25 protein-coding genes are annotated in these 23416 nt (G+C 71.2%); 11 read left to right on the forward strand and 14 right to left on the reverse strand.

Translation table 11 applies throughout. The features are described 5' to 3' along the window. The first annotated feature begins 54 nt into the window (after positions 1–54). A complete protein-coding gene (locus ACQP00_RS11175) occupies positions 55–1824 on the forward strand; it encodes a thiamine pyrophosphate-dependent enzyme (protein ID WP_433217967.1) in 1770 nt (589 codons plus the stop codon). A gap of 7 nt (positions 1825–1831) precedes the next feature. Continuing rightward, the gene (locus ACQP00_RS11180; RefSeq protein ID WP_433217969.1) at positions 1832–2092 is read left to right on the forward strand and encodes a hypothetical protein; all 261 of its coding nucleotides are present in this window, start codon (positions 1832–1834) and stop codon (positions 2090–2092) included. A gap of 6 nt (positions 2093–2098) precedes the next feature. On the opposite strand, the gene ACQP00_RS11185 is transcribed toward ACQP00_RS11180, so the two are convergent. Further along, positions 2099–2674: a hypothetical protein gene (locus tag ACQP00_RS11185; RefSeq protein WP_433217971.1), complete on the reverse strand. Its 576-nt coding sequence runs from the start codon at positions 2672–2674 to the stop codon at positions 2099–2101. Positions 2675–2833: 159 nt separating this feature from the next. Between ACQP00_RS11185 and ACQP00_RS11190 the strand changes: the two genes are divergently transcribed. Then, positions 2834–3460 carry a TetR/AcrR family transcriptional regulator gene (locus tag ACQP00_RS11190; RefSeq protein WP_433217972.1) on the forward strand — a complete coding sequence of 209 codons (627 nt, stop codon included), beginning with the start codon at positions 2834–2836 and terminating at the stop codon, positions 3458–3460. Positions 3461–3563: 103 nt separating this feature from the next. Next, positions 3564–4010, forward strand: coding sequence for a hypothetical protein (locus ACQP00_RS11195; protein ID WP_433217974.1), 447 nt, complete (start codon positions 3564–3566; stop codon positions 4008–4010). 231 nt (positions 4011–4241) lie between these two features. Here the strand turns inward: ACQP00_RS11195 and ACQP00_RS11200 are convergent, their stop codons facing one another. Then, positions 4242–4958: a hypothetical protein gene (locus ACQP00_RS11200; protein WP_433217976.1), complete on the reverse strand. Its 717-nt coding sequence runs from the start codon at positions 4956–4958 to the stop codon at positions 4242–4244. A 251-nt stretch (positions 4959–5209) separates the two neighbouring features. Between ACQP00_RS11200 and ACQP00_RS11205 the strand changes: the two genes are divergently transcribed. Then, complete coding sequence (locus tag ACQP00_RS11205) at positions 5210–5494, forward strand: hypothetical protein (RefSeq protein WP_433217978.1); 285 nt, start codon at positions 5210–5212, stop codon at positions 5492–5494. Between the two features lie 127 nt (positions 5495–5621). Here ACQP00_RS11205 and ACQP00_RS11210 read toward each other — a convergent pair whose 3' ends face one another. Further along, positions 5622–6656 carry a hypothetical protein gene (locus tag ACQP00_RS11210; protein ID WP_433217980.1) on the reverse strand — a complete coding sequence of 345 codons (1035 nt, stop codon included), beginning with the start codon at positions 6654–6656 and terminating at the stop codon, positions 5622–5624. A 373-nt stretch (positions 6657–7029) separates the two neighbouring features. Next, positions 7030–8724 carry an Hsp70 family protein gene (locus tag ACQP00_RS11215; RefSeq protein ID WP_433217982.1) on the reverse strand — a complete coding sequence of 565 codons (1695 nt, stop codon included), beginning with the start codon at positions 8722–8724 and terminating at the stop codon, positions 7030–7032. A gap of 391 nt (positions 8725–9115) precedes the next feature. On the opposite strand from ACQP00_RS11215, the gene ACQP00_RS11220 reads away from it, so the two are divergent. After that, entirely contained in the window at positions 9116–9385 is a 270-nt protein-coding gene (locus ACQP00_RS11220) for a hypothetical protein (protein ID WP_433217984.1), read from the forward strand. Between the two features lie 634 nt (positions 9386–10019). Here the strand turns inward: ACQP00_RS11220 and ACQP00_RS11225 are convergent. The 5 genes from ACQP00_RS11225 to ACQP00_RS11245 form a co-directional block, all read right to left on the reverse strand. Continuing rightward, complete coding sequence (locus ACQP00_RS11225; RefSeq protein ID WP_433217986.1) at positions 10020–11459, reverse strand: SLC13 family permease; 1440 nt, start codon at positions 11457–11459, stop codon at positions 10020–10022. Positions 11460–11495: 36 nt separating this feature from the next. Then, positions 11496–12008: a gluconokinase gene (locus ACQP00_RS11230; protein WP_433217988.1), complete on the reverse strand. Its 513-nt coding sequence runs from the start codon at positions 12006–12008 to the stop codon at positions 11496–11498. A gap of 57 nt (positions 12009–12065) precedes the next feature. Continuing rightward, complete coding sequence (locus ACQP00_RS11235; protein ID WP_433217990.1) at positions 12066–12392, reverse strand: DUF952 domain-containing protein; 327 nt, start codon at positions 12390–12392, stop codon at positions 12066–12068. Continuing rightward, complete coding sequence (locus ACQP00_RS11240; protein ID WP_433058608.1) at positions 12389–12901, reverse strand: GNAT family N-acetyltransferase; 513 nt, start codon at positions 12899–12901, stop codon at positions 12389–12391. The genes ACQP00_RS11235 and ACQP00_RS11240 overlap by 4 nt, the downstream gene beginning before the upstream one ends. A 198-nt stretch (positions 12902–13099) precedes the next feature. Beyond that, on the reverse strand, positions 13100–14098 hold the full coding sequence (locus ACQP00_RS11245) for an LLM class flavin-dependent oxidoreductase (protein WP_433217992.1): 999 nt from the start codon (positions 14096–14098) through the stop codon (positions 13100–13102). 52 nt (positions 14099–14150) lie between these two features. Between ACQP00_RS11245 and ACQP00_RS11250 the strand changes: the two genes are divergently transcribed. Genes ACQP00_RS11250 through ACQP00_RS11265 form a run of 4 tightly spaced genes read left to right on the forward strand, consistent with a single transcriptional unit; the run spans position 14151 to position 17390 of the window. Continuing rightward, positions 14151–14657: a hypothetical protein gene (locus tag ACQP00_RS11250; RefSeq protein WP_433217993.1), complete on the forward strand. Its 507-nt coding sequence runs from the start codon at positions 14151–14153 to the stop codon at positions 14655–14657. Between the two features lie 60 nt (positions 14658–14717). Next, positions 14718–15872 carry an amidase family protein gene (locus ACQP00_RS11255; RefSeq protein ID WP_433217995.1) on the forward strand — a complete coding sequence of 385 codons (1155 nt, stop codon included), beginning with the start codon at positions 14718–14720 and terminating at the stop codon, positions 15870–15872. A gap of 47 nt (positions 15873–15919) precedes the next feature. After that, the gene (locus ACQP00_RS11260) at positions 15920–16621 is read left to right on the forward strand and encodes a hypothetical protein (protein WP_433217997.1); all 702 of its coding nucleotides are present in this window, start codon (positions 15920–15922) and stop codon (positions 16619–16621) included. A gap of 10 nt (positions 16622–16631) precedes the next feature. Next, complete coding sequence (locus ACQP00_RS11265) at positions 16632–17390, forward strand: metallophosphoesterase (RefSeq protein WP_433217999.1); 759 nt, start codon at positions 16632–16634, stop codon at positions 17388–17390. Here ACQP00_RS11265 and ACQP00_RS11270 read toward each other — a convergent pair. Beyond that, on the reverse strand, positions 17374–18090 hold the full coding sequence (locus tag ACQP00_RS11270) for a CTP synthase C-terminal region-related (seleno)protein (RefSeq protein ID WP_433218001.1): 717 nt from the start codon (positions 18088–18090) through the stop codon (positions 17374–17376). The two genes, ACQP00_RS11265 and ACQP00_RS11270, sit on opposite strands and share 17 nt — an antisense overlap. A 75-nt stretch (positions 18091–18165) precedes the next feature. Here ACQP00_RS11270 and ACQP00_RS11275 point away from each other — a divergent pair, with 75 nt between their 5' ends. Further along, positions 18166–19032: a LysR family transcriptional regulator gene (locus ACQP00_RS11275; protein WP_433218003.1), complete on the forward strand. Its 867-nt coding sequence runs from the start codon at positions 18166–18168 to the stop codon at positions 19030–19032. On the opposite strand, the gene ACQP00_RS11280 is transcribed toward ACQP00_RS11275, so the two are convergent. From ACQP00_RS11280 to ACQP00_RS11295, 4 genes are read right to left on the reverse strand one after another with little or no spacing between them, the layout of a single operon-like run. Further along, positions 19022–19819, reverse strand: a complete 798-nt coding sequence (locus tag ACQP00_RS11280; protein ID WP_433218005.1) for an endonuclease/exonuclease/phosphatase family protein — start codon at positions 19817–19819, stop codon at positions 19022–19024. The two genes, ACQP00_RS11275 and ACQP00_RS11280, sit on opposite strands and share 11 nt — an antisense overlap. A gap of 16 nt (positions 19820–19835) precedes the next feature. After that, positions 19836–21050, reverse strand: coding sequence for a vWA domain-containing protein (locus ACQP00_RS11285; RefSeq protein WP_433218007.1), 1215 nt, complete (start codon positions 21048–21050; stop codon positions 19836–19838). Further along, entirely contained in the window at positions 21050–22219 is a 1170-nt protein-coding gene (locus tag ACQP00_RS11290) for an AAA family ATPase (RefSeq protein WP_433218009.1), read from the reverse strand. The genes ACQP00_RS11285 and ACQP00_RS11290 overlap by 1 nt, the downstream gene beginning before the upstream one ends. 6 nt (positions 22220–22225) lie before the next feature. Then, positions 22226–23374: a hypothetical protein gene (locus ACQP00_RS11295; protein ID WP_433218011.1), complete on the reverse strand. Its 1149-nt coding sequence runs from the start codon at positions 23372–23374 to the stop codon at positions 22226–22228. Positions 23375–23416 lie beyond the last annotated feature (42 nt).

Consider the following 23416-nt stretch of genomic DNA (forward strand, 5'->3'; position numbering starts at 1 on the left):
TACCGGATCATCGCCCGGATGTTTTGACTCGGCGGTTCGGGCAAAGGCTGCAATATGGCGAAGCAAACCGTAGGTGAGGCGATCATCGCGCGACTGGCCGCCTGGGGCGTCGACACCGTCTTCGGGCTGCCGGGCGACGGCATCAACGGGCTCATGGAGGGTCTGCGCCGCAACGCCGACCGGGTGCGGTTCGTCCTCGTGCACCACGAGGAGGCGGCCGCGTTCATGGCCGTCGCGCACGCCAAGGCGACGGGGCGGCTGGGAGTGTGCCTGGCCACGTCCGGCCCGGGTGGCATCCACCTCGCCAACGGACTGTACGACGCGAAGCTGGACCACGCTCCGGTCCTGGCGATCACCGGCATGCAGGAGTCGGGCGTGCTGGGGACGGCGTACCAGCAGGAAGTACACCTGGATCGGCTCTTCGAGGACGTGGCCGAATACAACGAGCCGATCGTGAACCCCGCGCAGGTCCCGACGCTCGTGGACATCGCCGTGCGGACCGCCCTCGCCCGCCGCGGGGTGGCCCACCTGACCGTGCCGAACGACGTGCAGGTGGCCACGGCCGGCGACAACCCGTATGAGGATGTCGGGCCGGTGCGCGAGCCCGCGACCTCGCCGGTGTGGGTGCACCCGCCGGTCCGCCCGGCCGACGACGACCTGCAGGCCGCGGCCGACCTGCTCAACGTGGCCGAGCGCCCGGCGATCCTGGCCGGCGTGGGTGCGCGCGGCGCCGGGGCCCTGGTCGAGCTCACCGCGGACGTGCTCGGCGCGCCGATCGTCAAGTCGCTCATGGGCAAGATGGTGGTGCCCGACGACTCCGAGTTCTGCCTCGGCGGCCTGGGCCTGCTCGGCACCGCGCCCAGCGAGGACCTCATGGCCGAGTGTGACGCCCTGCTCATGATCGGCACAAACTTCCCCTACACCAAGTTCCTGCCCGAGCCCGGCCAGGCCCACGTCGTGCAGATCGACGCCGAGGCGACCCGCGCCGGCACCCGCATCCCGACCGACGTCCCCCTCGTCGGCGACGCCGCGGCGACCCTCGAGTCGCTGCTGCCCAGGTTGAAGCGGCGTCAGGACCGCAAACACCTTCGCCGGTACCAGGAGCAGATGGCCGACTGGCGCAAGCGCCTCGCCGCGATCGAGAACGCCGAGCGTGACCCGATCGCCCCGCAGTACCTGGCCGCGGCGATGGACCGGGTCGCCGCCTCCGACGCGATCCTGTGCTGCGACTCCGGCACCGTGGCGACCTGGGCGGCCCGGCACTTCCAGATCACCGGCCGGCGCGAGTTCTACCTGTCCGGCACGCTCGCCTCGATGGCGCCGGGCCTGCCGTACGCGATCTCGCTGCAGCACGAGTACCCCGGCCGCCAGTGCATCGCCTACGTCGGCGACGGCGGTTTCGCGATGCTCATGGCCGAGTTCCACACCGCCGCCCGCTACCGCCTGCCGGTCAAGGTGGTCATCAACAACAACAACGCCCTCGGCATGATCGTCTGGGAGCAGATGGTGCTCGGCTTCCCCGAGTACGGCGTCCGCTTCGGCGACCCCGCCCCCGACTACGCCGCCTGGGCCCGCGGCTGCGGCGGCTACGGCGCCAAGGTCACCTCGCCCGGCGCCCTGGAGGACACCCTCCGCGAGGCGCTCGCCTTCGACGGCCCCGCGATCGTCGACGTGGCGGTGGACGCGAACGAGCCGCCGATGCCGGCGAAGGTGACGTACCAGCAGGCGGTGCGCTTCGCCGAGGCCTTCCTGCACGGCCAGCCCCACCGCGCCGCGATCGCCACCACCATCCTCAAGGACAAGATCACCCAGATGAAGGGATGACGCTCCCGTGATGCGCGCCCAGCCTCGCGGCGCCCGTGGCACTGTCGGGCACCCGTACTCCGCCCTCAACCTCCGCCTGCTCCTGGCCGTCTTCGGCTTCTTCACCAGCGCCGTGCTGGGCGCCCTCTCCTTGGCGGCCGGCCTCACCTGGCTGGCCGTGATCCTGTTCGTGCTGGCCGCGACCGCCCTGGTCGACTCGGTGATCGTCGAACTGCGCCGCCGAGCCCGCTCCCGCGAGGGCGGCGGGCGCGGCTCCCTGTTCGAGTAACCGCACTTAGAGCCCGGTCTTCCCGTCCGCCCAGTAGGCCCGCACGGCGACGGCCCGGCGAGGGAGGATGCCACCCTCGATCAGGGCCTTCCGCTGCACCTGCACCGTCTGCGCGTGCCCGAGCAGCACCGCGCCGTCGAAACTGTCGCCGAGGTGCTCCCGCCATGCGTGCGGCCCGAAGTGGTACCCCTGGAAGCGGCGCGCCAGGGGTGCGACCGCATCGCCACCGACCGCCACGACCACGACCGCCCCGGGACCCGCCAGGGCATCGATGGTGCCCAGCGCCGATCCGTCGCCGAGGTACAGCCGCCGCGTCCCCGGCTCCCGCATCGGCCGGTGCCGCCCGGTCAGCACCGTCGTCTCCGTCCCGGGCCGCAGCGCACGCATGAACGCCGATCCGGGCCCGCCGGCCGCGTTCGCGATCAGCAGCCCGATGCGCTCCCCGTCGACGGTCCGCACCGTGTACCGGCGGCCCTGCGTCGGCGTGACCCGGAACTGCACCTCGTGCCCCGGCTGCCAGCCACCTGGCGGCGCCGCGCACCGCAACGCCAGTTCCAGAAATCCGGGAGCCGGCCTGCTCACTTCGAGCACGGTCGCCGTCCGCCCCAACATCGACGCCGCAAGGTCCCCGATCACGGCCGGCGCCTGCGGCATCACGCGCTCCCGGCTATGTCATACGTCATGCCAACTAAACTAAACGGTTCAGTTCAGTTTGAGAAGCCGGTCCGGTAGGGTGATCGGGTGCGCGAGAGCACCCAGGCCAAGCGCCGAGCCATCCTCACCGCCGCCCGCGAGCTCTTCGTTGACCAGGGCGTGGACCGCGTGAGCATGGACGCCGTGTCCGCGCAGGCCAAGGTCTCCAAGGCCACGGTGTACGAGTACTTCGGCGACAAACGCCGCCTGTTCCTCGCCATCCTCGCCGACGCCGCCGAGTCCCTGGCCGCGTCGATGCAGCGAGCCCTCGACACCCACCTGCCCGACGGCGCCGCGGGCATCGCGACGGTGCCACAGCTGGAGTCCGCGCTCACCGCCCTCGCGATCGACATCGGCACCACGATGCTGGGGACGGCGGACTACGCGGCCGTTTTCGCGCTGGTCGCCCAGCAACGCTGGCAGACGCCGGGCACGGACGATGACCTGGCGACGGCGGTACCGGAGAAGGCTCTGATCGAGCTGATCACCCAGTTCACCGCGGCAGGCTTGCTGGACACCGACAACCCCCGCCGAGCCGCGGACCACTTCGCGGCGCTGACGATCCTGCTGGCCTACAACGAACAACCGGATCCGTCGCGCACCGACCTCGACCGCGTACGCCGGACGATGGTGGATGGGGTGCACGCCTTCATGCGCGCCTACGGCACCCGCTGACCGCGACCCGCGAAGCCGTCAATCGGCCGGCCTGCCCGGTGCAAGCGGCTCTCACGCCGTCCGCTCGACGGCGGTTCCGAACGGCGCCGCACGCTCCACGGTCGTGCGAGCGCCCTCTCGCCTGCGTAGTTCGGCGACCTCGCAGTATCCAGCGCACCCGAAGTTTTCCGGCGCGGAGGTTCCCCGGCGCACGCTTCTGCTCAAGGTTGAGCCGGTCGATCCGATGGCGCAGCGTGGCTCTACTCATTTCGCGACCATCAGCGTTGCAGTCGCGGCGCTCCAAGCCGTCGTTGCGGCCGGCAAGAACCGCGATCCACTTGGCTGGCTCCTGCTTGGCCTGTTCTTCGGCCTGCTCTCCCTCGTCGCGGTCTGCGCGCTCCCGCCATTGCCCGCCCGGAAGGCACCCGAGCAGCGCCTAGCCGATTGGGAGGCGTCCCAGGAGCGGGCAGCGTGCGAGTGCGAGGCGGCCGGTGTGGCGTTCCGTGTCGCCGCCTGCAACGTGGTGGCACCCGCAGCGACGTACGAAGGGCGGCACGCCGCCGCTTCATGAACCGCCAGATGACGCAGGGCGGCTCCGGCGTGTGGCCGAACCGCCCTGATCGAAGTACGAGCGCTGGTTACCTGGTACCTGGAGGCCTACAACGAACGCTCCGATCCGTCGAGGACCGACCTCGGCCGCGTCCGCAAGACGACGGTGGACAGGGTGCACGCCTTCATGCGCGCTTGCGGCACTCACTGACCGCGACCCCGCACAAACGGGCCTGCCGCGTGCAAGCGACTTTCACGCCGTTCTGCTCAAGGTGGAGCCGGGTTGATCCGAAGGCGCAGCACGGCTCTGCTCATTCTCGCGACCACCGCCGTTGCAGTCGCGGCGCTGGTTATGACCGACGAACCAGACCCACCAGGACAGCCATATTTGCCCCGCAAGATCGAACGGAGCCAGTCGCAGGTCCTGCGCGTAGTTTGGGCTCGGCGGCCGTCCGTGCGCCGTCATGCCGATGAGCGGATACGAGCATGCCTGCCTCGCGTTAAATCGGCGCAACGAGGCTGCGGCCAGCATCAAGAAGAGCAGGGACCCGTATAGGAATGGATTGAAGGTGCGGTAGCCGATCCAGGATCGAACGCTCTTCCACTTTAGAAGGCGTCCGCCTCCGAATACCTTGCCAAGACCAAACTTATACGTCTCGTGCTCCGGTCCGACCGTTTCTCGACTTAAGGAGTCGAGCAGTACTTCCAGCTCACGGTTGCGTGCGATGGCGTCCTCCTGGATGTCGATGTACAGCAACTCAGACACCCCAAAGAGAATGACCATTAGCGCGCCCGCCCAGAATATCGACGACGTGCGCGCACTAAACGCAACAGCCGCAATGCCGGCGCTTGCCGTGATCATCCAGCCTTTCAGTCTTGCGCGGTAGTCGTCAAACTTATCGATTGCCAGCCGCGAGTGTTCATATTCGAGTTCGAGAAGGTGCTTGAGGTAGTCGACATCGCGGGCCATGTGGTTCCTCCTCAAGTCAGTCGCTGTACCGCAAGTGTGCGGTCCGAGCGCAAGCTGGGCCGCCAATCGCTTAATCATCTGGGCCGATCAAGTGCGACCGCCTACCTGAGTGCCTCAATCGAGTGCGCGGACATGCCGTGATATGTGGGCGCCGGCCCGTGTAAAGCGATCTTGGTTTACTCTCATGCCGCGATCCGGGCGGTCTCGGCTGGTAGGGTGCGTGCGCCGCGGTGCTGGTTAGGCTCGTGTCCGTGTCTGATAAGGCGTTGCGACGGGCGGCGAGCGAGGTGGTGGCTGCATACCAGGAGGCAGCGTTGGGCGAGCTTGTCGCCCGCGTCGGTGAGGCTGTCGGCCGCTACCGTGCTGGAGAACTCGACACCTTCAACGTTGACCGTGTGCTGTTCCAGTACTCGCGAGCGGCGAAGGAGCTCTGGAAGTACTGCAACTACGGTCCGGTGGAGATCGCCGCAGAGGTCATTAGAGCGCAGCCACCTGGCGACTGGTGGGAGCGGGGTGCTCCGCGGCAGCGTTCTTGACCGGGCTTTCGGATCTGGCTGATGGTGCGCGGTTCATGCGGTCCGGGAGCGTTCGCCAGCGACAGTACTCGCAATGGCTGGTCAAATACCGTACTGAATGTGGCGATGACGATCGAATCAGGTTTTCCTAGCGCAGCGCGGCCCAGCCGGATCGCTCGGCTCCGGCGATCGCGGCATCTGAAAGCATTCGCGCAATCTCGACCGTCGCGCCGTCGCCGCGGAGCGTAACCACCATTGTGCGGTCGCCGACAGATCGGCCAATCGTCCACCCGGAGTACACACCGTCGATAGCTGACTCGTGGTCTGCGGCTCCCGCCATACCTGTGACGGCCTTAACCTCGGCCAGCAACGTTCCCCCGCGGCGCGCCCACGTGCACCCCGCATTCTGGAACGGCAACGCAGCCGACGGTCGAGCTGAGGCGGAAGTGGCGGGAAGCTGGATCGCAGTGTCCATGCCGCGATGTGCATCGCCAAACACCGCGGCCAGCGTCTTCGAGTCGAGCCAAGAGCATGCCGACGCCAACGAGCGCTGCGGATCCCCCTTGCCTTGCGCGCGCAACGCTCCAGGTATTCGGCCTGCCATTGTGGTGCCCAGCATGCGGCCGGCGGCCGACGGGATAGCGTCGCCGATCCAACTGACGAAGATATAGCCACGTCCAGCTCTGACGATAATCGTTCCACCTAGATCGTTGACGGCGAGCAACGCCTCGTCACCGAGCCCGTTGACGTCCTCAGTTTTTTGCCCAGCCGGCTCGACGTGCAGGACGTCCGCGCGATTAAGCTGGTACGCAGTATGCGTTTCGTCGGCGCTCGGATACTGCCCGGCGGCGGCGCTGATCACGCCGCTCGTACCGAGGTCGTAGACACAGCGGCTCGCGGTCACGTCAGGACCTGATGCAGTCAACATGCCGGGCCCGGTCATCGGTTCGGGCACTGGCGTGACGCTGACCGTTGGCAACGCCGCCGTCACGTCCGCGGCCGTCAGCGACTGGCACGGATCGAATGGGACGACGTCTGACTTGTCCGCTGCCGTCGCGGGTACATCAGTGTCTCCGGCCGACTGCCCGGCCCGGCAGGCGCTCGCAAGCCCGAGAAGCAACGCGATCCATACGAACAGCGAGACGCGCCAATACCTTAGCAACGTTGGGTGACCGCTTGGCATACAGCACCTCCATAGAGATGCCAGCAGCATTGCAGAATGCGCAGCGGCACCAACGCCCCCAAACGGCGCGCTTCGCGGCACCCAGCAGACCACGACAGCCATCGAACGACGTACCGCGAAAGGGTCCCCGGAATATGGCGATAGCGTGCCGCCATCCGCAGCAAAACTTCCGCACATTGCCGTCGTTGATGCGTTGACGCCCAAACAGGTCGGTATCCCTGGGCGCCACAAGCTGGCTGCAGGTGCCCGATGCTGGTAGCGGCGGTCGCCAACACGTGGCGCTTGACTACGTTTTCGTGCATGCTGCCGCTATCAGAGCGCGCTCGGTCTGTCGCCTTGGAGGGGGCAACGATCTGGCGTCGAGCGCAGCGGGTCAGTCTGCGCGGTCGTCTACCATGCGGCGCAGCCACAGGAGCCCGGCTACCGGCCCGAACAACGAGAGCCCGGCCAAATACACATTGCCGCTGCCCAGACCCGCAAGGCCGGGAACGGCGATGAGCAGTGCGGCGGTCGGGGCGTCGATCCAGCCTCGACCGCTTCTCGACAGGCGGTAGAGCCGGTAGCCGAGCACGGGTAGCAGCGCTGCGCCCATTAACGGAAACGCGATGGTGGTCGAGATCAACGCAACGCAGCCAAACGCGATGGCTGCGAGTTCGCGCGGGCGGCGGCCAAGGGGTGCATTGCGGCGCCGCTGCTCCGCGGTCGCCGGGTCGTCGTCGACCTCGGCGGCCCGGGGGCTCAATGCGGCTGGCGTCTGCCTGGGCACCACCCGCGAGGGCACGTATGCAGGCAGGACTGGTCGTGGCGGCGAGGCAGGGGGCGGCGGCGCGTATGACGTTGGCGTTGCCGGGTACGGCGACGCGGCTGGAGGGCGCACGACGGGTGCTGGTTGTTGTGACGGGGCCACGACCGGCGTGAGCTGAGGCGGTGCGGGCTGCTGCGGCATGGTTGGGGTCGGCGTGGACGCTGGTGTTGACGGCCGGCTCACCGCCGTGTCGATCGAGCCCGCCGTGACGTGCACGGCGCCGTCTGCGACCACCAGTTGCGGCTCTTCCAGGATCGTCGGAGCCTGGCGGGTGGCGCGCAGCAGCATTGTCGCGATGAGCGGGGTACGAGTCGCCCCGCCGACCAGGAACCAGCCGGCGAGTGTCTCCGACCGCACCCGGGCCTCGCGGACCGCGGCCATGGCGGTGTCGACGGTAGTCTGCAGCAGCGCGGTCGCGGCCTGCTCGAATTCCTGCCGGGTGATTAGTACGTCCTGATCTGCGCTCGGTATGAACAGTGTGGCCGACGGTGCGCGTGAAAGCGCCTCCCGCGCCTCGCGAGCGTCCTGCCACAGCTGCATGCGGTGACGCCGGTCCTGTGCCGTGGCTGGGTCGGACAGTCGCCGCCATGCCTCGGGTGCGGATGTCGCCAACTGCTCGCCGACGTGCCGTACGACAAGTTCGTCGAGGTCCAGGCCGCCGACGTCCTCGAGCCCACGGTAGGCCAGTGTCTCGAAGCCGGACTCAGTGCGCGAGACGACGCTGACGTCGAACGTGCCGGCGCCGAGGTCGTACACCACTAGGCTCTGCCCGACGGCGACCTCGTTGCGCAGGACAGCGGTGAAGTACGCGGCCGCCGCGACTGGTTCGGGTACGAGCACAGGGACCGCCAGCCCGGCCCGCCTGGCTGCGTCGAGGAGTACCTTGCGCCGCGCTGGCCCCCATGAGACCGGGTGCGTGATGGTGATCGCCGGCACCGGGCGTCCGACGACCCGTTGGGCCTCGCCAACGACCCTGTCCAGCACCGCAGCGATCAGCGCCGTCACCTCGTGTACTTCCTTGCCGAGCAACACCTCAAGCTCGTCAATGCGTTGCTTCGGATTGCCTTCGAAGCGCGCCGGGTCGGTCCGCGCGGCACGCTCGGCGTCCCGTCCGACGAGCAGCCCCACGTCGCCCGCGAACACGGCCGACGGCAGCAGCGGCGTCCCGTCGAACAGGAGGGCCCGGCTCGGGCCTTCCTCGCGCTGCAGCACCGCGACCGTGTTGGAGGTGCCGTAGTCGATGCCAAGCCGCACGTCCGCCACGGCACGCACAGTATGGAGTCGCACCGCGATCAACAACGGCTTCGCCGCAACTCCACCCGGTCCGCACGCGACCATGGCCGGAAGGCGGGCCCTTTCCGGGTGATCAGATACCGACCCATCAGAGCCAACCGAACCGGACTCACCGGCCGACAGATCCCACCATCATGACGGTCATCAAGAAATCGCCAGCGCAGATCCATACTGCGGCGGACCCCGGCCACTCCCACGCCGGAAACGCACGGTGACCGACGCGATGGTCGCGGCGTCCGGTTACGCCTCCACCAATCTGACGGAATCCCTTGATCGGGTTTACGGACATGCCGCCGAGCGCGCTCTTCCCACCGCTCGGCCCGAGCGCACGGCTGTGGACGTTGCCGCATAGGGTTTCGATGTGGCCACCGTCCCGCCGTATCTGGTGCTCTGGCAGCCGCACCCCGAAGATGATGCACATTTCAGGTCGGCGCTCGCGGTCGCCCGGTTCGCAACGTCATCACCAGATCTGACTCATAAGCATCGACTTCGCCTGCTCAACGACGCGATTTGGTACTGGACCGAGGCGGCCAGCAAGATTCGCCTCAGATTCCGGTCGGGCGGGATCCTGGCGTTGGGTTCTCCCGCCGCTGCCTCGTGGCGAAACTCGTTCGCCACGAACATGTTCTGACCCGAGCCTCGCTGATCATGCGCATGTTGGCCGCGCCGGACGAAATTGAAGGCGTCCTCGCTGAAGCCACGTCCTGCCTCGTAACTATCGATGAACACATACAGCTCTCGCAGCACGACAGCAGTGCCGACGGCTGGGAGCGGTACCGGCTAGCCGGCATCAACGTCTACGACTTCTCGCACGATCCGCCCAGACCATACGCTCCACCCCAGCGTCCATGACGCTGCCACGGCGCAGAAGTATCTCGATGCCGTGATCGGGTACGCGCTGATGCCGCAAACAACGCGCTGAGGCGCAACTACCGGTCAGCGGGATATCAGTAGCGACCTACAGTCAGTCACTGCTTTCGGTCTTGCGCCGGCCCTTCGGCGGGTCAACTCTTGCCGTCCTGGTGGAGCCGGTTTGTTCCGGCACAACCACGGCGCTCCAAGCCGTCGTTGCGGCCGGCGACAACCGCGATCCGCTCTGCTGGTTCCTGCGCTTCGGTCTGCTCGCCTCGTCGCGGACTGTTCGCTCCCGCCGCTGCCGCCCCGAAGGTACCCGAGCAGCGCCCAGCCGATCGGCAAGCGGCCCAGGAGCGGGCAGCGTGCGAGTGCGAGGCGCCCGGCATGACCCCGCTGACGGTGGCGGAGGTTCAGACGAAGACGCTCAGCAGCATGATGAGGGCGATCGACACCACGGAAATGATGGTCTCCATGGCCGACCAGGTCTTGAAGGTCTGGCCCACGGTCATCCCGAAGTACTCCTTCACCAGCCAGAAGCCGGCGTCGTTGACGTGGGACAGGAACAGCGAGCCCGAACCGATCGCCAGCGCCAGCAAGGCCGTGTTCGTGCCCGGCAGCTGGGCCATCAGCGGGGCCATCAGGCCGGCGGCGGTCACCGTCGCGACTGTGGCGGAGCCGGTGGCCAGGCGGATGCCGACCGCGATCAGCCAGCCCAGCAGCAGGGCCGAGATGCCGCTGGCCGCGGCGGCCTTGCCGATGGCGTCGCCGATGCCGATGGCGACCAGGATCTGTTTGAAGCCGCCGCCCGCGCCGATGATGAAGACGATGCCGGCGATGGGCAGGAGGCTGGCGGCGATCATGTCGCTGACCTGGACTCGGGAGAAGCCGCGCAGGTAGCCGAAGGTGAACATGGCCAGGAGTACGGCCAGGAGGAGGGCTACGAACGGGTCGCCGATCGAGTCGAAGATCTTGCGGGCCGGGTTGTTCTTGTCGTCGGTGGCGATGTCCGCGATCGCGCGGCCGAGCATGAGGGCCACCGGGAGCAGCACCGTGATCAGGGTCAGGAGGAAACCGGGGCGGGTGGTCGTGGGCGGCTCGACCCCAGGTGAGGCCTGCGCCTCGGGTGCGGCGTCGGCGGGGGAGCCGTCGGCGGCCGCTTCCCCGGCGGTGCGGGTCGACGCGCGCTCGAACTCGGCGACCAGACGGGCGGGGGGTTCGGGGTTGACGAAGCGGGCGATCCACATGCCGTACAGGGGGCCGGAGACGATCACCGTCGGGATCGCGACGATCAGGCCGAAGGCGAGGGTCTGGCCCAGGTCGGCGTGCAGGGCGTTGATCGCGATGAGCGGGCCCGGGTGCGGCGGGACCAGGCCGTGCATGACGGACAGGCCGGCCAGGGCGGGGATGCCGACGCGCACGATCGACGTCTGCGCGCGGCGGGCCACCAGGAAGATCACGGGGATGATCAGGACCACGCCGACCTCGAAGAACAGCGGGATGCCGATGATCATCGCGATCAGGGCCATCGCCCACGGGAGCCGGGCCTTGCCCGATTTGCCGACGATCGTGTCGACGACCTGATCGGCGCCGCCCGAATCGGCGAGCAGCTTGCCGAGGATCGTGCCGAGCGCGACGAGGATGCCGACGCCGCCAAGGGTGGTACCGAAGCCGGATTCAAAACTGCTGATGGACTTCGCGGCGCCGAGCCCGGCTCCGAGGCCCACCACGGCGCTGCCGAGGATCAACGACAAGAACGGATGGATTTTGTACCGTGTGATCAGCACGACCACCACCGCGATCGCGACCACCGTCCAGATGACCAGCGTCGTGTCGTGCAACGTCCAGTGCATCGGGCTCCTCCTCCCGGACGGGGCCCGGCAGTCGGCTCACACGTCGGGGTGCGCGCGCAGGATCGCGTCCACGATCTCGTTCGGCGGCGGCTCGACCGACACTTCGGTCACGCCCTCGTCGGGCTCCGGCGGCTCCAGATCGGCGAACTGGCTGTCGAGCATTTCCACGCGCATGAAGTGCCCATGCCGGGCCGCGAGCCGGCGCGTGATCAACTCGCGGGAACCTTCGAGGAACACCAGGCGAACCTGCGGCCGGCCGTGGCGCAGCCGCTCGCGGTACGCGCGCTTGAGGCCGGAGCACGTGACGACCCCGGACTCACCGGCCGCGGCGCGCTCGTCGATCCACTCCCCGATGCGATCGAGCCAGGGCCCGCGGTCGTCGTCGGTGAGCGGGATGCCGCTCGCCATCTTCTCGACGTTGGCGGGCGGGTGGAAGTCGTCGGCCTCGGCGTACGTCCAGTGCAGCCGCCCGGCCAGCATCGCCCCGACGGTGGTCTTGCCCGTGCCGGCCACACCCATGACGAGGAACACCGGCGGCGCGTCTGGCATGCGTGGACCATACCCGCGTGGCCCGTTCGTCACACTTCGCGCATTCGCGCTCGACCGTCAGTCGGTCAGCCGCTCCAGCTCGGCGACGTCGGTGACGCGCCGGACCTTGGTCACGACGGCCATCGGCAGCGGGGCGTAGAGGTGCGGGAACGTCCCGTGCTCGTTCGTTTCCCACTTGAGCGCCGCGCCCAGCGGCTCGTCGGCGACCGAGAGGACGACGAGCTCGGGAACGCCGGCGAAGTAGCGCGTCGCCGTGCGGTGGACCTGCTGCGCCGTCGACAGGTGCACGTACCCGTCGCCGAGGTCCAGCGGGGAGCCCGCGAACGAGCCGGCCTGTTCGAACGCGGCCCACTCAGCGGGGAGCAGGATCTTGTAGACGGTCACCGGTCGCCGCGCAGCCGGCCGTACACGAGGACGTCGCGCCAGGCCCCCTCGCGGAACTCGGCCGAGCGCAGGATGCCCTCGCTCAGGAAGCCGACCTTCTCCAGGGCCTTCTGCTCGGCGATGTTCTCGGGCTGGACCCGCGCCTCGATCCGCTGGGTCGGGGTGGCCGCGAACAGGTGGTCGCAGAGCAGGGTCTGGGCGCGCCAGCCGACGCCGCGGCCGCGCCACTCGGGCAGCAGGACAATGCCGATTCCCCAGTACTGCGCCATCCCCGACCCGATCGCGAACCACTGCACGAACCCGGCCGCGGTCTCGTCCGCCTCGACCATGAGCCGGCCGTCCTCGCCGCCGAGGTACCCGTCGAGCGCGAAGCGCCGCGCCGGCCCGTTCGGCTCCTGGTATCCGGTCCAGGCGGGACCGGCCAGCCCCGGCTCGGTCGCGAACCGGCGGAACATGGCCAGGTCGCCCTCGACCACAGGCCGAAGCCGCACCCAGGTCTTGTTGTTCACACGCCCCCACCTCACTCGACCGGCAAGATCGTCCGCCATCTTCGCCGAAGTTCGCGGCCCACGCCATCCGGCGACTCGTCGTCAATCGCGTGACGCTACCGGCTCCGGCCAGGCCCGTCGATGTATTCCAGGGAACGGGGCGCGAACAGTCCGCGCGGCGCACCGGAAAAGATGCCGGTGGCCGCGCGGAAAGCGGCGTTATTTCGTCAGCGCGGGCGCGACTTCCTTGCGGATGAGTTCGAAGGAGCGGGCGCGGGCGTCGATGTCGTACACCATGCAGGTCAGCATGAACTCGTCCGCCTGGGTCGCCGCGAGCAGGTCGGTGAGCTGCCGGCGCACCGTGGACGGCGAGCCGAGGGCCTGGCCGTCGCGGCGGGAGAGGACGAACTCGCGTTCGCGGTCGCTGTACGGATAGGCCGCCGCCTCCTCCGGGGTGGCGAGCGGTTCCGGGCGGCCCGAGCGCAGACGCAGGAACGACAGCGCGCTCGGCCCCGACAGGAACTCCGCCTCCTCGTCGGTCTCGGCGGCGATCGCGCTCACCGCGACCATCGCGTACGGCTCGGTGAGCCATTGCGAGGGGCGGAAGTTCTGCCGGTACAACGCGAGGGCCGGCAATGTGTTCTGCGAACTGAAATGGTGCGCGAATGCGAACGGCAGGCCGAGCAGGCCGGCCAATTGCGCGCTGAAACCGCTCGAACCGAGCAGCCAGACGTCGGGCTTGGAGTCCTTTCCCGGCGAGGCGAGGATCCGGTTGCCGCCCTCGAAATAGGCGATCAGATCCTGCAGTTCCTCCGGGAAATTCTCCGCCGACAGGCCCTCCATGGTGCGGCGCAGCGCGAGCGCGGTGTACTGGTCGGTGCCCGGCGCCCGCCCGATGCCCAGGTCGATGCGGCCGGGGTGCAGCGCCTCCAGGGTGCCGAACTGCTCGGCGACGACCAACGGAGCGTGATTGGGCAGCATGACGCCGCCGGAGCCGACGCGGATCGTGGTGGTGGCCGCGGCGAGGTGCGCCAGCAGGACCGCTGGCGAGGAGCTCGCGATGGCCGGCATGTTGTGATGTTCGGCGACCCAGAACCGCCGGTACCCCAGCGCCTCGACACGCCGGGCGAGCTCGGTGGTGTTCCGCAGCGCCTCCCCGGTCGAGCCGTTGACGGCGACGGGTGCGACATCGAGTACGGAAAGCGGAAGTTCACTCACAGATCAAGGTCAACACGGGATCGGGCGGCGATATTCCCGTACCGTGGCGGGAATGGTCCGTGCGCCGTTCGTCTATGAGGTGACGCTCGGTGAGCGCATCCGGCACCTCGTGTCGCCGCTCACCCCGGACGAGGTGTTCGCGCACGGATTGTGCACCGAGGCGGTCTTCGGCCTGCTCGCGCTGGGGGTCGCCGGGCTCGACGGGATGCCGCCGGACCACTTCGAGGAGAATCCGGTCTTTGTGCGTTTCCTGCACGAAACGATCGGCGACGATGTGTTCGGCGTCCCGGCCGTGCGTGAACAGGCGGCCGGGATCGGCGACGGGTGGCTCTACATTCTCGACGCGCGCACGCCGGACCCGGCCGGAACCGTGCCCAACGAGGACATCATCGGTGCCGTGCGCGTGCGGGAAAAACAACCGGTGCCGCTCTCGTACCGTGCCAATGCGCAGCACCGCCTGTACACGTCGGCGGGTTTCTTCCAATTGCCGGAGGAGCTCGAAATGGCGTTGCTGAAACGGTTGCGGGCCCTGGCCGAGGCGCCTGAGCTAGGTTCCTAGGAAGCGGTCCGCGGATTTGGGAGGGGTGCGGGAGGCGCATTCGGCAGTACCCTGCTCAACGTGACAGCTGACCCCAGTGTGTGGCGGGTCAAGGGCATGCCGCTGGCCCATGCGACGGGGCGCGGAGTGCTCGACGGGAAGCGGCTCGCGGTCAAGGATCTGTTCGCCGTCACCGGGTTCGCCGTCGGGGGCGGAAATCCGGTCTGGCTCGCCGAGGCGCTGCCGTCCGCCGAGGACGCGCCGGCGGTGGCCCGGCTGCGCGCGGCGGGCGCGGTGGTGCAGGGCATCGCGCACACCGACGAGTTCGCGTACTCGCTCTCCGGCGCGAACGTCCACTATGGTGCGCCGCCCAATCCGGCCGCGCCCGGGCTGGTGACCGGCGGCTCCTCCAGCGGGCCGGCCTCCGCGGTCGCGACCGGGCACGCCGATGTGGGGCTGGGCACGGACACGAGCGGTTCGGTGCGCGTACCGGCGTCGTGTTGCGGCCTGTTCGGCATGCGCCCGACGCACGGCGTGGTGCCGGTCGACGGGGTGATGCCGCTCGCGCCGTCGTTCGACACGGTCGGCTGGATCACCCGCGACGCGCCGACCCTCGCGGCCGTCGGGGACGTGCTGCTGCCGCCGGGATCGGCGGAGGGGCCGCGCCGGTTGGTGGCTTTCGGGGGTACCGCCGAATCGGCCGGAATCCTCGGACTGCCCGTCACGTCGGCGACGCTGTCCACCTGGGACGATCCCGATCCGCTGCTGCTCGCGTTCCGCCGGGTGCAGTCGGCCGAGGCCTGGCGCCTGCACGGGGCCTGGGTGGAGTCGCATCCGCGCGCCCTGGCCGCGGAGGTCGAGGCGCGCTTCCGGTTCGGCTCGCACGTGAGCGCGGAGGAGGAGGCTTCGGCCCGGGCGTACCTCGCGGACCGCCGCGCCGAACTGCTCGCGCTGCTCGGCGACGACGCGTGGCTGGTGCTGCCCGCCGGCGGCCCGGGCCACCCCCGTGCGCTGGGGCTGGAGGGGCGCGACGCGTGGCGCCGGTCGATCCTGCGGTGCTCGGTGCCGGCGAGCGCGTACGGGCTGCCGAGCGTTTCCGTCCCCACCGGCGCCGATCCGCCGGCCGGCATCGCGCTGATCGCCCCGCCCGGGCGCGATCGGGCGCTGCTGGCCCTCGTCGCGGCCGCGTTCCCGAAGTCGCTGGACCACGGCTCGAACGGCTGGCGGGCCGGTTGATCGTTCGACGGGGCGACGGTCGCGGGGCCGCCTGACATACTCCTGGCGTGACGTCGCCGCAGTACGACCCGTACCAGCCGTATGGTCAGCCTGGGGTTCCGGGAGCGCAGTTCCCGCCGGGCGGTGTGCAGCAGCCGCCGGCCGGATATCAGCCGCCGGCCGCGCCGGCGCCGTTCCGGCCGCGCACCGGGGTGCTCGTGGCGATCGTCGGCGGGTTGCTGGCGCTGTGCGTGATCGGCGGGAGCGTGGCGGCGTACATCGTGCAGACCGGGCTGCCGGACGTCCTGCCGACGGACCTTTCGCATCGGCAGCCCAAGGACCCGTGCGCGCTGCTGGGCAAGGACGCGTTCGGCACCGACCTCGGCGGGGCGCTCGAGAAGGCGGAGAAGGGCACCACCGGCGTCTGCGACTTCACGTTCGCGCATGATTCGCGCAGCTCGGCGCCGACCGGCTCGCGCCTGCGCCTCTACGTCGAGGTGAGCACGGCCGCCCCGACGAAGTTCGAGGGCGCCCCGACGGCCGGCCTGTCCCGCCTGCCGGTCGAGTGCGGCCAGCGCGCGTACGCCGGGCACAAGGTCGACCCGTCCGGCGAGAACGCGGACGCCGGGCTGTGGTGCCTCGACCAGGACACGTATCTCACGCTGACGTTCCACGGGTACAACCACGACCGCTTCAACGCCCTCGAACTCGACGAGATCATGGCCCGCATCGGCCGCACCGCCCTGGCCAACGTCCCGAAAGCAAAGTGACCGCCCGGCGATGGCGACGGTTGCGATCATCGGGGACGTGGGCGGGTGCCTGGAGCAGCTCGCCGCGGCGGTTGACGCGCTCGACGACCCCGCCACCGTCGTGGTGCAGGTGGGGGATCTCGTCGACCGCGGGCCGGACAGCTCCGGGGTGCTGTCCTATGTGGGCGATCGGCTCGCGGGCGGGCGGTGGGTGCAGCTGGTGGGCAACCACGACGCGCAGTACGTGGGGAAGGAGCTCCAGCCGTTCTGGCCCGAGCGCCTCGCCGACGGGGACGCGGCGCTGCTGCGCGGTTGGTGGTTGCGGGACCGGTTGCGGGTGGCGGCGGCGGTGCGGACGAGCGAGGGTGAGGAGTTGCTCGTCACGCACGCCGGGCTGAGCCGGCGGGCGTGGGGTGAGCTGGGGGATCCGGTCACCGCGGGCACCGCGGCCGCGCTGCTGAACACGCGGCCGGAGCCGTTGCTGTGGGCCGATGACGGTCCGTTGTGGACGGAGGCGGGCACGAACCTGTATCCGGGGTGGCTGGAGGAAGTCGGGCCGCCGATGCCGTTCTCCCAGGTGCACGTGCACTCGTCGATCGTCGACTGGGACCGGACGGTGTGGCGCTGCCGGGAGCACCTGCGCGACCGGTCCACAGTGGACTGGGCGGCCCGGCACACGGTCACCCGGGCCGGTGGGGCGCGCTTCATCGCCGTCGATCCGCGGCACGGCAAGCGCGGGGCGGCGGCGTGGAGCCCGCTGATCCTGCGCGGCGCTACGCTGCTGGAGTAGCGACCGACACCGAGGCCTCCGCGAAGGCGCGGATGACCGGGTGGACGCGCGTGCCGTCGCCCGCCAGTTCCGGCTGGAACAGGGTGCCGAGCATGAACGGGTGGCCGGCCAGTTCGGCCACGCGGACCTCGCCGTCGTCGTCGTGGCCGGTGAAGTGCAGGCCGTGGGCCTCCAGGGCGGGCAGGTAGGCGCGGTCCAGGCCGTACGCGCAGTGGTAGCGCTCGACCGAGCGCTCGACGCCGAAGATGCGCTCGGCCAGCGTGCCCCGGCGCAGGTTGACGGCGCCCTCACGGCCGACCAGGGAGCAGGCCAGCGGGACGATGAGCGGGTGGGCGCCGGCCGGGTCGTTCTCGGCGTGGGCGGCGTCGGGCAGGCCGGCCACGTCGCGGGCGATCTCCAGCATCAGGTGCTGGAAGCCGCCGCAGGTGCCCAGGAACGCGATGCCGTGTTCGCGGGCGGTGCGGACGGCGGCCAGGGCGCCCGCCTCCGAGCGGTACGGCGAGCCCGGCACCAGCCAGATCCCGTCGAATCCGGCCAGGGCGGGGTCGGCGGCCTCCTCGGACGGGATCCAGTACGCGTCCAGGGCCAGGCCGTGCTGCTCGCGCAGGACCTCGATGAGGGCCGGGATGCGCGTGTGGGAGCGGACGTGTTCGGAGCGGTCGCCGACGAGCGCGACGCGGGCGGTTCGGGTCGTCGTCATGCCTTGAGCGTGCCGTGAGCGGCGGTGATAAGTCCAACGACTGTTTGCGGTACCGGCATAAGGAACACTGATCTCATGGACCCTCACCTGCTGCGGACCTTCGCGGCCGTGGCGCGGCTCGGATCGTTCTCGGCGGCCGCGGACGAGCTCGGGTACACCCAGTCGGCGGTGTCGCAGCAGATCGCGGCGCTGGAGCAGGACGTCGGCGCGGTGCTGTTGCGGCGGCGGCCGGTCGGGCTCACCGATGCGGGGGCGCGGCTGCTCGAGCACACCGGGCCGATTCTGCTGCGCCTGGCCGCCGCCCGCGCGGACGTCGCGCGGTTGTCGGGGCCGCCGCCCGCCGCCGTGGTGCTGGGGGCGACGCCACTGTCCGGAGTGGACACGGTCGCGCTGGTCGGTGTGCAGCGGGCGATGCCGCGGGTCACGTTCACGCTGCGCGTCGCCGGGCGGGACGCGGTCGCGACCGGGGTGGCCGTCGGGGAGCTGGACCTCGGGCTGGTCGACGGGGTGACCGCGCCGAGCGATCCGCTGCCGCTGCCGGACGCGGGGCAGCTGTCCACTGTGGTCGTCGCCGAGCGGCCGGCCGTGGTGGCGCTGCCGGCCGGGCACCCCCTGGCGAGCCGCCGCGGGCTGCGCCTGGCCGACCTCGCCGACGCCGTCTGGCTCGACGCGCCGCAGGTCGCCACGCCCCTCGACCAGCTTCGCGCCCTCGCGCGGGCGGAGGGCTTCCGGGGCGGCATGGCATATCCCGGTACCGATGCGGCGTTGTGTTTGGGCTTGATCGCGGCCGGCGCGGGACTGGCGCTGCTGCCGGGCACCGCCCTGACCCCGGATCTGCGCGGCGTCCCGGTCACCGAGCCCCGCCTGATCCACCGCACCGACCTCGTGCACGGCTCGCTCACCGCACCCGCCGCCGCCGTGCGGGCCGCGCTCAGTCTTTGAGGTCGGCGGCCACGGCGGCGTGGTCGGACGGCCAGACCCCGCCGACGGGCACGTTTCCGCAGACATAGGCCCGTTTGACGGTACCGCGGGTGCCGCGCGGCAATCCCACGAGCACATAGTCGATGCGCGAGGACGGCAGCCCGAAGGCGCGCGTGTGTGGGTTGCGCGCGTCCCACGTGTATCCGGGATCGGCGCCGGAAGTGAAGCGCCAGGCATCCACGAGGACCTGCCCCTCCGCGGCCGGCGCGGTCAGCCGCCCGCCGAGCAGGCGCAGTTCGTCCGAGTCCGGTTCGGCGTTGCAGTCGCCGGTGACCACCGCCGGGTGCTCGGCCCCGGTGTGCCGGGCGACGAACCGGGCCATCGCCGCGACCTGCCCGACCCGCACCGCCGATCCGGCCGGCGGCGAGTGCAGGTGGGTGGTGAAGAACGGCACCGGCCCGGCCGGGGCGTCGACGCGGGCGTGCAGCACGGTGCGCCCGTCGCCGCCCGGCAGCGCGGCGATGGCCGAGGCGCCGATCGGCCACCGGCTCAGCACCGCGTTGCCCGCGCCCACGTCGTGCTCGCCGGTGCGGCGCTGCCAGAGGTGGGCCTGCGGCGACGGCGACCACGCCCAGTGCATGTCCAGCTCCGCCGCCAGCACCGCCGCCTGGTTGCGCGACGGCTCGGCCCACACCTCCTGCAGCCCGCACACGTCCGGCCGTTCGGCGCGCAGCACGGCCAGGATCGCGTCCTGCCGGGCCCGCCAGTCACCGAACCGCCACCACAGGTTCCACGTCAACACGCGCATGGCACGACGGTAACGCTCAGCCGATGGTGACGACCTTGGCCCAGTCCGGCAGGCGGTCCGGTTCGTAGTCGGGGTCGTCCTCGTCCCAGGACGGCTGCACGGCCCGCGGGAACAGGCCCACCACCGTCCGGCACGGCGGGCGGTGCGACGGCCACGGGGTCTGGCCGTCGGTCAGGACCACCACCACGTCCGGCCGCGGGTTGCGGCGCAGCGCGCGGGTGAAGCCCTCCCGCAGGTCGGTCCCGCCGCCGCCCAGCAGCGGGATTCCCTCGCCCCGGCAGAGCGGAACGGCCACGTGCGCGGCCGCGTCGCAGGACATGACGCGCACCAGGTCGCGGCGGCCGCCGACGGCGTGGCCGATCGCCGCGACCTCCAGCAGGGCCGCGCCCAGCTCGGCGTCGCTGACCGAGCCGGAGGTGTCGATGATGACGGTGACGTTCGGCGGGCGGCGGCGCAGGCTCGGCAGGATGACGCCGGGCAGGGCGGCGCCGCGGCGGGCCGGGCGGCCGTACGTGTAGTCGTCGCCCGACCCGCCCGCCGACGCGGCGCTGCGCACGGCCGCGCCGAGGAGCTGCCGCCACGGCTGCGGCGGGTGGAAGGCGGCGTCGGCCCAGCGGGCCCAACCGGCCGGGGCGGTGCCGGGTTTGCCGCGGATGGCCTGGCTGACCCGGAACCGTACGGCGTCGCGCTCCTGCGGGGTGAGGCCGGCGGCGCCGTCGGGGCCGAGGTCCCACGGGCGGGGCAGGCCGTCGGCGCCGCTGCCGCAGTCCAGCCACACGTGGTCCTGGGTGCGGGCGCCGAGGCGGAACTGCGGCAGGTACTCCTCCATGAGCTGCCCGCCCGGAAGGCCGAGCACCGCCGGGTGCAACGCGCCCTCGGGCCTCGGCAGGCCGTCGCCGAACGCGTCGTCGTTGATCTCGCAGTCGGCGGCGATGTTCATCCGCAGCCGCTCGCCCGGGCCGTCGAGCCCCTCGCGGGTGGCGAGGCGGTCGCCGCGGCCGTGGTGGTCGCGCAGCAGGTGCGAGACCTCGTGCACCCAGACCGCGGCGAGGTCCGCCAGCGGTGTGGCGTCGACGAAGGCCGGGTTCACATAGCAGCGCCAGTACTGGTCCACGCCCATCGTCGGCACCAGTCGCGACTCGACGGGGTGCAGCGCGAACAGGGCGCTCGCGAGGTACGGGCGGGCGCGGGTGGCGAGCAGGCGCGCGGAGTACAGCTTCTCGACGTCCATCAGCGGGCCGCCGCGAGGGAGACGGCCACGACACCGGCGAGGCGTTCGATGGACGCGGGCAGCTCCCACGCCTCCTCGCGCAGGGCGGCCAGGGTCTGGGCCGGCACCACCACGAGGTCGGGCGCGCCGGTGTCCAGGGCGGCGGCGAGCACCGCCCACGCCGCGTCCCAGCGCTCCCGCGTGCGGCGGTGCCGGACCGCGTCGACGACGGCGTCGAGGACGGCCTGGCGCAGGTCGCCACGATCAGGCAGTACAACCGCGGCAGGGTCGTTGAGAAGCTCCTCGGGGTCGGGCAGGTCGAGGCGGTCGAGGCTGGCCAGCAGCTCCAGGCCCGGCCCGTCGCCGACCGCCCCGCGCACGAGGAGGGACAGCACCTCGCGGGACGTGCCGGCGGCGGTGGCGAACGCGAGCAGGCGCAGGGCCATGTCCCACGTGCGCGGCGACGGCCACGCCCCGCCGCGGCGGGCCTCGGTCGACGGCAGCTGGTGCACGAGGCGGGGGCGGGCCGCGAGCAGGGCGCAGACCGCCCGCCGCGCGTAGGCGACCGCCTCGGGGAGCCGGCCGGCGTCGAGCTCCGGCAGCTGCGCGCAGGGCCAGACGCCGCCGAGGCCGCGGACGACGACGTCGTGCTCGAACGTCCACTGCAGGTGCACGAACCGGTTCGCGAGCGGCGCGCTGAGCTCCCAGCCGTCGGCCGCGGACGAGCGCGGGTTGGCGGCGGCCACGATCCGCACGCCCGGCGGCAGGGTCAGCGCCCCGACCCGCCGTTCGAGGACCACGCGCAGCAGGGCGGCCTGCACGGCGGGCGGCGCGGTCGACAGCTCGTCGAGGAACAGCAGTCCGTGCCCGGCCCGCACCAGTCGCACGGCCCAGTCGGGAGGAGCCATGGGCACCCCTTGTACGGCCGGATCCTCGCCCAGCACCGGAAGGCCGGAGAAGTCGGAGGGCTCGTGGACGCTCGCGATGACGGTCGTCAGGGGCAGGTCGAGGGCGGCCGCGAGCTGGTTGAGCGCGGCGGTCTTGCCGATGCCGGGCTCGCCCCACAGCAGCACCGGCAGGTCCGCCGCGACCGCGAGGGTCAGCGCTTCGAGCTGCACGTCCCCGCGGTGCTCGGTGTCGGTGTCGGCCAACAGCTTCAGCAGGTCGGTGGCGGTGTCCAATGTGGTCATTCGGCTTCACCTTGTGGGGTTCAGGCCGGCCCGGAACAGTCCGTGCCGGATGCGGCGCTCGGCCGCGGTTTCCAGAGCTTCACGCAGGGCGCCGGCGCGCAGCAGCGCGTCCGGGCCGAGCAGGTCTTCCACGGCGGCCAGCGCACCGGCCGCGTCGCCGTGGTCGAGCCGCGCGCGGACGTCGTCGAGGTCCTCCGGGTGCCGGTGGGCCTGGTCGATCGCGCGCAGGCAGGGCAGTGGCGGCCCGCCGAGCGCCGCGAGCAGCTCCTCGCGGCGCAGCTGGGCCGGGTCGTGGTCGAGCGCGCACAGCACGCCGCCGACGAGGCCGATGCGGTGCGGGGTGCCGCGGCAGTCGACGATCCGCGCGTCTCCCGGCCGCACCGGCGCCCGCGCCCGCGCGTGGCCGGGCGCCAGGGCCGCGGCGACGAGCGGGTGCAGGTCGCCGGGCTCGATCAGGCCCTCCTCGAGCAGCTCGAGGTCGGGGGCGGGCCAGGTCGAGGCGTGCGGGAGCACCGGCAGCCGCGGGTCACGGCTGCGGGCCGCCCGCGCCGCCCCCGCGCGCACGTCCAGCAGCAGCCGGCGCGCACCCGCCTTGACCAGCACCGTCGGCGCGTCCGGGAACACCTGTCGCGCCTCGTGCGCCCAGTCACCGGCCGCCCGGTCGCGCAGCTCGCCGGCGCGCCGGGCGTCCCACAGGTGCCGGTGCAGGTCGAGGCGGAAGTGCCGGTCCGGGTGCCGGCCGCCGGTCTCGCCGTCCCACAGGGTCAGGCTGAACCGCTGCCCGCCGGCCGCCCACGCGGGCGGCGTCCGCGCGACGAGGGTCAGGCCGGCGTCCTCGTACCGGGCGAGCGCGACGGTCAGCCCCGGCCGCAGCAGCCCGTCCGGGCCGATCCGGGGCAGGTGCCAGCGCAGCAGGTCAGGGGCCAGGTGGCGCAGGTCGGCGCGGATCCGCGCCGCGAGGTCGGGGCCGCGCTGCCGGGCGAGGCGGCGCAGGTTGAGGTCCACGTCGACGTGGGCGGCCGCACAGGCTCCGGCCCAGTCTCCGGCGGCGCGCCGGGCGGTGGACGTTTCGATCATCGGCGGGGGTACGGCGAACGCCCGCACCAGCCGCCACACGTGAAGCCGGGTCGCTCCGTTCGCGAGGTGCTCCTGCATCAGCAGTCACCTTGCGCGGACGGGACCCCCAATCTGGTCAGC

The sequence above is a fragment of the Dactylosporangium sp. CS-047395 genome (assembly GCF_050942185.1).
Classification (GTDB): Bacteria; Actinomycetota; Actinomycetes; order Mycobacteriales; family Micromonosporaceae; genus Dactylosporangium.